This is a genomic window from Asanoa sp. NPDC050611 (assembly GCF_040654855.1).
Classification (GTDB): Bacteria; Actinomycetota; Actinomycetes; order Mycobacteriales; family Micromonosporaceae; genus Asanoa.
The window spans coordinates 1-8076 of record NZ_JBFAIU010000342.1 but is presented as its reverse complement, the minus strand read 5'-3'; the positions used below and the strand labels follow the sequence as shown (position 1 = coordinate 8076).

Below are 8076 nucleotides of genomic sequence, written 5' to 3'. Positions count from 1 at the left end.
CACCCTTCGGGTCGGCGACGGCCCGCATCGCCTCGTCCGCCGCGGTCAGCCGTGGATAGGTGGCGACGCCGAGCTGCGGTCCAGCGGGCTGCTGGTGCGCGCCCGGGTGCGGGAGGCGCGGTTCCGGTTCGCGGAGGCGCTCGAGGACGCCGCGCTCGCACAGCGGCTCAGCCGGGAGACCGGGGACCGCCGGGCCGAGATGGCGGCGCTGCGGCAGCTCGGCGGGCCGGCCTGGGCGGGATCGGGCCGGCCGGTCGAGAGCGGCATCGGGCACATGCGCGACGCGCTGCGGCTGGCCGAGCAGCTCGGCGACCGGGGTGCGCAGGCCGAGCTGCTCGGCTGGCTGGCCGTGCTGAGCAGCAACCAGCTGCGGTTCGTCGAGGCCCTGGCGTACGGGCGGCGGGCCCGCGAGGCCGCCCGGGGCGCGGGTGGCCCGGCCCTGGCGGCCGCGTTCGACGGGCTGAAGACGGCGTACGCGTACCTCGGCGAGGTGGCCGAGCTGTCCGCCCTGCTCGCCGAGCTGGAGCCGCTCGTGCGCCAGGCCGGTGACCTGTGGCTGCTGCAGTGGTGCCGGTTCGAGTCGGCGTTCCCGCACCTGGCCGCCGGCCGCTGGGCGGAGGCGGCGGCCCGGGTCGAGGAGGCCATGGCGATCAACGAGCGCAGCGGCTACGGGAGCTACACCTCGTGGTACCTGGCGCACCTCGGCTGGATCGCCCGCCTGGACGGGCGGCGGGACGACGCGCTGGAGCTGGCCCGGCGGGCGTCCACGATGGACTCCCACGCGTGGTTCACCGCCGCGGTCGACGCGTTCCACGGCACGACCCTGGTCGAGTACGGCAACCCGGCGGCCGCGATCCCGGTGCTGGAGCACGGCCTGGCGGTCAGCGCGTCGCACCGCACGACGGCGTACCACCTGCGCTGCCTCGCCCCGCTCGCGGAGGCGACCGGCGACCGGGCCCTGCTGGACGAGGCCGACGCGCTGCTGCGGGCCGTGGTCGCGCCGCCGGGCGCCGCGTGGCTCTACGGCGGTGACGCGTACACCTCGGTGGCTCGCGCCTGGCTGGCCCACGACGAGCCGGCACGCGCGCTGGCCGTGCTCGAGCCGCTGCTGGCCGCGGGTGCCCGCACCGGCTGGCAGGCGCCGCTGGCCGCGGCGGAGGCGGTCGCCGCACGGGCCCGGCGTCAGAACAGCTCGGCCAGCAGCGCCGCCGCCCGCTCGGCGCCGTCGGTCTCCACGGGCCGGTAGTCGACCTCCCTGTTGATCTCCTCGGCCAGCAGCGCGGCCAGGTTGTCGGGGTCTGTCTGTCCATAGTCGACGCAGCGGCCGGCGCGATAGGTGTCGAGCCGGTGCCGGACGTGCCGGTTCTGCTCGAAGTGGTTGCGCAGCGGGACGTAGAGGAATGGGCGCCGGTGCGCGGTCAGCGTCATCGTCGTGGTCAGGCCGCCGTGGGTGACGGCCACGTCGCAGGCCGCCAGCATCCGGTGGAGGCGGTGCACGTACCCGTGCAGCTCGATGCCCTCGCGGGGCGCGATCCCCGGATCGAGCCGCGGGCCGGCCACCACGACCAGGCGCAGACCCGGCACCGCGCGGCGGGCGGCCGGGAACGCGTCGACCACCCTGCGCAGCAGGCCGCCGCCGACACCGGAGCCGCCGACCGTGGCCACGCACACCGTCTCGTCCGGGCGCCAGCCGAACTCGGCGCGCAGCGAGGCCCGCTCGTCCGCGTCGACCGGCGGGAAGTCGCGGACGTAGCCGCTGAACGCGTAGTGCGCCCTGGTCCAGTCCCGGACGCTGGGCAGGCCCGGCCCGAGCGGGTCGTCGACCAGGTCGGCCGGGTTGCCGACGAACACGGCCCGGTCGCGCAGCCGCGGGAAGCGCGCGATCTGCTCGACCATCTCGGCGTTGTAGTCGGCGGTCAGGTCCGCCTCGGCCTCGGCCATCGGCAGCCAACCCACGAAATCGGTCAGCCAGGCGTACGCGGAACGCTTGAGCTCCGGGTTCTCGTGCAGGAAGTAGTCGAGCTCCCAGGCCTCGTCACCGACCCAGAGGTCGTAGTGCTCGCGCTCGACCAGGTCGGCGAAGACCATGAAGTTGGCGACCAGGATCTCGTCCATCCGCCGTACCGCCTGGAACGCGTGCAGGTCGTGCTCCCCGGCCTCGCTCTCGATGTGCGCCGACTCGGCGGCGAGGTGGGCGGACGCGGGATGGATCCGCTCACCCCGCCGGCGCAGCACCTCGGTCACCGGGTGCTGGGCCAGCCAGTCGACCTGGACGCCGGGCCGCCGCCGGCGCAGCGCGTCGACGATCGCCGCGTCCCGCTCCGCGTGGCCCAGGCCGATCGGCGACGACAGGTAGAGGACGCGGCGGGGCCGGTCGAGCGGGCGGGTCCAGCGCACGGTCCCGCCGCGCTTCGCGGTGATCTCGCGGACGAAGTCCCGCAGCAGGCGGTTGACCACCACGGGCTCCCGGGCGTGCGGGAGGTGGTCGGCGCCCTCGAGCACCACCTCGCGGGCACCGCTCAGCTCCGCCGTGCGCACCATCTCCCCCGGGGTCCGGCAATGGTCCTCGGAACCGCGGATCACCAGCACCGGCCGGTTGATCGAGCGCAGCAGCGCCTCGGCCTCGGCGCGGTCGCGGACGCAGCGCGCGGACTCCTCGGCCGCGATCAGCGACTCCGCCGTGGTCTGCCGCGCCCAGCCGACGGCGTCCTCGATCTGCTTGGTCGAGTGCGGTTCGCTGACCACCGTGCGGAAGAAGAACTCCGCGAAGCCCGCCAGGTCCTGCTTCCAGAAGTGCCGGTTGAACCGCTCCCAGCCGGTGTAGTCGGCGCGGACCGCCTCGAAGTGCGCCTTCTCCCGGTGGAACGGCGTCGCGTCGAGGAACGGGCCGACCGGCGCGATCGCCACCGCGCCCAGGACCCGCTCCGGATGCCGGGCGGCGGCGACCAGCGACCACCAGCCGCCGCGGCTCAGCCCGACCAGGACCGCCGTGTCGGCGCCGACCGCGTCCAGCACCGCGAGCAGGTAGCCGAGGTGGGCGTCGTCGCTGTAGGCGGCCGGGTCGGTCGGCCGGTCGGAGCGTCCGTTGCCGGGCGGGTCGAACGTGACGACGCGGCACTCGCGCGCCAGATAGGGCACCTGGGCCTTCCAGTGCCGGGACTCGATGATCGACCAGGCCGGCAGCAGCGCGACCGTGGGCGCGTCGGGGTCGCCCGGGTCGAAGACCTCGTAGCCGATCCGGACGCCGTCGTGTTTCACGTACCCCTGGATGTCCGGTTGTCGTGCCCGCATGCGCGCTCCTCTCCGCGGTGCCAGCCTGCCCTGCGGCATTGCAACGTGGTTGCAAGCACCCTGCAACGTCGCCGAGGAGGGTCGGACGGGACGAGTTCATTCATCGAGGGGGAAGACAATGGCACTGGACAACGACCGGTTGATGGAGTTCCTCGGCCGGTTCGTAGGGGATCTCGGCGCGACGATGGCGGCCGGCAACGTGGTCGTCGGCGAGCGGCTGGGCCTCTACCGGGCGCTCGCCAAGGGACCGCACACGCCGACGTCGCTGGCCGCGGCGACCGGCACCGACGCGCGCTACGTCGACGAGTGGCTGCGGGGGCAGGCCGCCGGCGGATACGTGGAGTACGACGCCGACTCGGGTGCGTACTCGCTGACCGAGGAGCAGGCGTTCGCGCTCACCGACCCGGAGGGGCCGGTCTTCGTGCCCGGCGCGTTCCAGCTCGCGCTCGGCGCGCTGCGGTCCGAGCCGCGGATCACCGCGGCGATGCGCAGCGGCGACGGGGTGGGCTGGCACGAGCACGACCCCGAGGTGTTCGAGGGATGCGAGCGGTTCTTCCGGCCCGGCTACCTGGCCAACCTGACGACGGCCTGGCTGCCCGCGCTCGACGGGGTCGTCGACAAGCTGACCGCCGGGGCGACGGTCGCGGACATCGGCTGCGGGCACGGCGCGTCGACCGTGCTCATGGCCGGGGAGTTCCCGGCGTCGCGGTTCGTCGGGTCCGACTACCACGACCAGTCGATCGCGCAGGCGCACAAGCGGGCCGCGGACGCCGGGGTCGGCGAGCGGGTCTCGTTCGAGACGGCGTCGGCGCAGACCTTCGGCGGAGGGCCGTTCGACCTGGTCACGACGTTCGACGCGATCCACGACATGGGTGACCCGCTGGGCGCCGCCCGGCACGTCCGGGAATCGCTGAAGACCGACGGCACGTGGATGATCGTCGAGCCGCGGGCCGGCGACACCGTCGCGGAGAACCTCAACCCGGTCGGCCGGGTCTACTACGGGTTCTCGACCTTCCTGTGCGTGCCGAACGCGCTCTCGCAGGACGGCGGCTTCGCCCTGGGCGCGCAGGCCGGCGAGGCGGCCATCCGGCGGATCGCCACGGATGCCGGTTTCACCCGGTTCCGCCAGGTGGCCGAGACGCCGTTCAACCTGGTGTACGAGGCGCGGCCCTGAGAATTTTCCGTGCGCTGTCGATTCCGGCATGGTGGGGTTCGTCGGTGGGGTGACCGGGCCGCACCGCGGCCCCACGTACGGAAGGCACGGACATGGCCAAGTACATGCTGCTCATCTTCGGTGACGCGGTCGCGTGGGAAGCCCTCTCGGAGGCCGAGCGTGCGGCCCACGACGCGGAGCACGCCGCGTTCCGGTCCGCGGCGGGCCCACGGGTGGTGGGCGGCGAGGAGCTGGTGTCGGCGTCGGTGGGTGCGACGACGCTGCGCGCCGACGCCGACGGTGGGCTGCTGATGACCGACGGGCCGTTCCTGGAGACGAAGGAGGGGCTGGGCGGGTTCTACCTGCTCGAGGCCGGTGATCTCGACGAGGTGGTCGCGCTGGCCCGGCTGCTGCCGGAGGTGCGGGCCGGGCACAGCGGGGTCGAGATCCGACCGGTGATCGACCACGGATGAGCGCGTCGGTATCGGCGGTGGGCGCGGCGGTGGCGTTGGCCCACCGCCGCGAGTGGGCGCAGGTGCTGGCGACGACGGCGCAGGCGTGCGGCGACCTCGACCTGGCTGAGGAGTGCGCCCAGGAGGCGTTCGCCCAGGCGCTGGTCGTCTGGCCCGGCAGCGGGATTCCCGACCGGCCGGGTGCGTGGCTGACGCAGGTGGCCCGCAACCGGGCGCGAGACGAGCTGCGGCGACGGGCGACCTTCCGGCGCCGGTTGCCGTTGCTGGTCACCTCCCCGGTCGCGGACGGCCCCGAGGCCGGGCTGGACGACGACCGGCTGCGGCTGATCTTCACGTGCTGCCACCCGGCCCTGTCCCGGGAGGCCCAGGCGGCGCTCACGCTGCGGCTGGTCTGCGGGCTGTCGACGGCCGAGGTGGCGCGCGCGTTCCTGGTCTCCGAGCCGACGATGGCGGCACGGATCACCCGGGCGAAGAAGAAGATCGCAACGGCGCGGATCCCCTACCGCGCCCCCTCGCCCGACCAGCTCGGCGCCCGGGTGGGCGTGGTGCTCGAGGTGGTCCAGCTGATCTTCACAACGGGGCACACCGCCCCGTCGGGCTCGGACCTGGTGCGCCACGACCTGCTCGACCGCGCACTGGACCTGGGGCGGCTGCTGCACCTGCTGATGCCTTCTGATGCGGCAGTGAGCGCCTCGCTGGCGCTGATGCTGCTGGTCTCGGCGCGCTCGGCGGCGCGGGTCTCCCCGTCCGGCGGCCTGGTGCTGCTGTCCGAACAGGACCGTTCGCGCTGGGACGCCGGACAGATCGAGCAGGGCATCGCGCTGCTGGTCGACTCACTGCGACGGGACGCGCCGGGCCGCTACGCGCTACAGGCCGCGATCGCCGCGGTGCACGCGGAGTCCCCGTCGTGGTCGGCAACGGACTGGTCGGAGATCGTCTCGTTGTACGACCTGCTGCTCGCCCAGTGGCCCTCGCCCGTGGTGGCGTTGAACCGTGCCGTCGCGCTCGGAATGCGCGACGGTCCCGCCGCCGGGCTGGCGGCGCTGGAACCCTTGCTGGGTGACCCTTCGTTGGCGATCTATCCCTACCTCAGCGCGGCCCGTGCCGACTTCCTGCGCCAGTTGCGTCAGTGGGCCGCGGCGCGCACGGCCTACGAGGAAGCGTTGGCCCTGACGTCCAACGACGTCGAGCGCGAGTTCCTCCTCGCCCGCTTGGCGTCGGTGGATCGGCGGGGTCGCTGACCCGGTCGACCGGCCGTTGGGCTCGGCGATGCTTCGGGGTCCGGTGCGTCCTACCCGCACGCTTGCCCCCGCTCCACCAACGCCGTGCGCGCTGCGGCCGAAGGTGTCGGCGGGGCGCCGACAGGTGTGATCGCCGCGACCGTGCCGGGCTACGAGCACGACCCGGCGGCGGCGACCTCGGCGGCAGCGCGGCTGGGCACTGTCAGCTTCCGCAACGACTGAGCGCAACCTCGCACGTTGGTGGCGCCTGGGGCGATTTTCCTGCCGCTGCGCAGGGTTTGGCGAGCTCGGCACAACCCGTAGGGCATCCTAGGATGAAGAGTTGGTTGGCGCCGCGTTCGTCAGCGTGCGCTCGGCCTCGCCGCTCGGAGCGGGAGGGCTGATCGAGGACGACATCGTCGGTCTACGAGACCGACGCCAGCCGCCAGTCGACGCCTGCGCGACCCCCGGTCGCGTCTTCGATGGCATGCGGATGGCAACGGCATGGGCGGTCGCCGCTACACCGTACGGAACCTGACCGTCCAAGCGGTCTACACCCTCCACGATGAACACCGCCGAGCCGAAGCGGCGTGCTCGCGGCGGTTGCGACACGACGCACGACTCGCCGCCCGACCACCACCAGCCCCCGCCACCGCGAACCCGCAAGCTCCCCACGATCGCGCCACCACGCACGACTCGCCGCCCGACGGCGGGCAGCACGGTCGGAACGTGCGTTTGTGACGTGCATCGGCGGACGTGGACGAATCGTCAAACAGCGGCGACGCACGATCAAGCAACGGCGGCCGGCCGCGGCGAGGCTTGCGCGGTGACTTTGACGTCTGATCTTCGTCGGCCCGCGCCTCGCGCGGCCGAGCGCCGGACCCGCTCGCCCTGGTTCGCCGTCGGTGCCGTGGGTCTCGGCATCTTCGCGCTGGTGACCAGCGAGTTCCTTCCTGCCAGCCTGCTGCCTCGGATCGCCGCTGACATGGGCGTCAGCGAAGGCGTGGCCGGCCAAGCCGTCACCGCCACGGCGATCATGGGCGCGATCACCGCACCGACCATCGCCATCGTTGTTCCCCGGCTGGACCGCCGGCGCCTGCTGGCGATCCTGATCGTCCTGGCGGTCGCCTCGGACGCGCTGGTCGCGGTCGCGCCGTGGTACCCGCTGCTTCTCCTCGGCCGCCTCATCCTCGGCATCGCCATCGCCGGCTTCTGGGCCATGGCGCTGGCGGTGGTCGGCCAGCTGGTCACCGGCGACAAGCTCGGCCGCGCGATGACGGTGGTCAACCTGGGCGTCTCACTGGCGACGGTGACCGCGGTGCCGGTCGGCACCTACCTCGGCGAGGCCTGGGGCTGGCGGCCGGTGTTCTGGCTCGCCGCCGGCGCGGCGGTGGTGGCGGTGGCACTGCTGCTCGCCTGGGTACCGCCCGTCCCCGCCGCCGGCGCTCCCCCACTGCGGGCCCTGGCGGACACCGCCCGCAGCCGCACCATGATCCTCGGCATGACCGCGGTACTCCTGGTCGCGGGCGGCCACTTCGCCGCGTTCACCTACGTCCGCCCGGCGGCCGAACGCGTACCCGACATCACGCCCTCATCCCTGGCCCTTCTCCTGACGATCTTCGGCATCGCCGCGTTCGTCGGCACGATGGTCGCGGGCCCGCTAGCCGACCGCCGCCTGCGCCTGGGCGTCTTCCTGGCACCGGTCCTCATCGGCACGGCGGTCGTGGCGTTCGCCGTGCTGTCCGGCTCGTACGCCCTGGTCGCGGCAGCGGTGGCGCTCTGGGGCCTAGCCTTCGGCGGCCTGCCGACCCTGGTCCTGACGTGGGTAGCCCGCGCGGAGCCGAACCGCCTCGAGCCGGCCGGCAGCCTCGCCACAGCGATGTTCCAGGTAGCCATCGCCACCGGCGCCGCCGTCGGCGGCGTCCTGGTGGACGCATTC

Annotated in this window: 7 protein-coding genes; 6 read left to right on the top strand and 1 reads right to left on the bottom strand. The window is 73.7% G+C overall.

What is annotated here, in order from left to right; translation table 11 throughout:
• Positions 1–1246: tetratricopeptide repeat protein (locus tag AB0H87_RS34215; RefSeq protein WP_360155308.1), on the top strand; the 1246-nt coding region annotated here is incomplete at its 5' end.
• On the opposite strand, the gene AB0H87_RS34210 is transcribed toward AB0H87_RS34215, so the two are convergent.
• Positions 1183–3291: an alpha/beta fold hydrolase gene (locus tag AB0H87_RS34210; protein WP_360155305.1), complete on the bottom strand. Its 2109-nt coding sequence runs from the start codon at positions 3289–3291 to the stop codon at positions 1183–1185. The genes AB0H87_RS34215 and AB0H87_RS34210 overlap by 64 nt on opposite strands.
• Before the next feature lie 118 nt (positions 3292–3409).
• Here AB0H87_RS34210 and AB0H87_RS34205 point away from each other — a divergent pair, with 118 nt between their 5' ends.
• The 5 genes from AB0H87_RS34205 to AB0H87_RS34185 form a co-directional block, all read left to right on the top strand.
• Positions 3410–4465 (top strand): class I SAM-dependent methyltransferase, encoded by a 1056-nt coding sequence (locus tag AB0H87_RS34205; protein WP_360155303.1) that lies wholly within the window; start codon positions 3410–3412, stop codon positions 4463–4465.
• 92 nt (positions 4466–4557) lie between these two features.
• Entirely contained in the window at positions 4558–4917 is a 360-nt protein-coding gene (locus AB0H87_RS34200; RefSeq protein ID WP_360155301.1) for a YciI family protein, read from the top strand.
• Positions 4918–4979: 62 nt separating this feature from the next.
• Complete coding sequence (locus AB0H87_RS34195) at positions 4980–6158, top strand: sigma-70 family RNA polymerase sigma factor (RefSeq protein WP_360155310.1); 1179 nt, start codon at positions 4980–4982, stop codon at positions 6156–6158.
• An 84-nt stretch (positions 6159–6242) separates the two neighbouring features.
• Entirely contained in the window at positions 6243–6380 is a 138-nt protein-coding gene (locus AB0H87_RS34190; RefSeq protein WP_360155298.1) for a hypothetical protein, read from the top strand.
• A 583-nt stretch (positions 6381–6963) separates the two neighbouring features.
• On the top strand, positions 6964–8076 hold a 1113-nt coding region (locus AB0H87_RS34185; protein ID WP_360155295.1), incomplete at its 3' end, for an MFS transporter.

Excerpts from the sequence above, each read along its gene's own strand:
- AB0H87_RS34210 (WP_360155305.1), bottom strand. The coding sequence starts at position 3,291 with ATGCGGGCACGACAACCGGACATCCAGGGGTACGTGAAACACGACGGC.
- AB0H87_RS34205 (WP_360155303.1), top strand. The coding sequence starts at position 3,410 with ATGGCACTGGACAACGACCGGTTGATGGAGTTCCTCGGCCGGTTCGTA.
- AB0H87_RS34200 (WP_360155301.1), top strand. The coding sequence starts at position 4,558 with ATGGCCAAGTACATGCTGCTCATCTTCGGTGACGCGGTCGCGTGGGAA.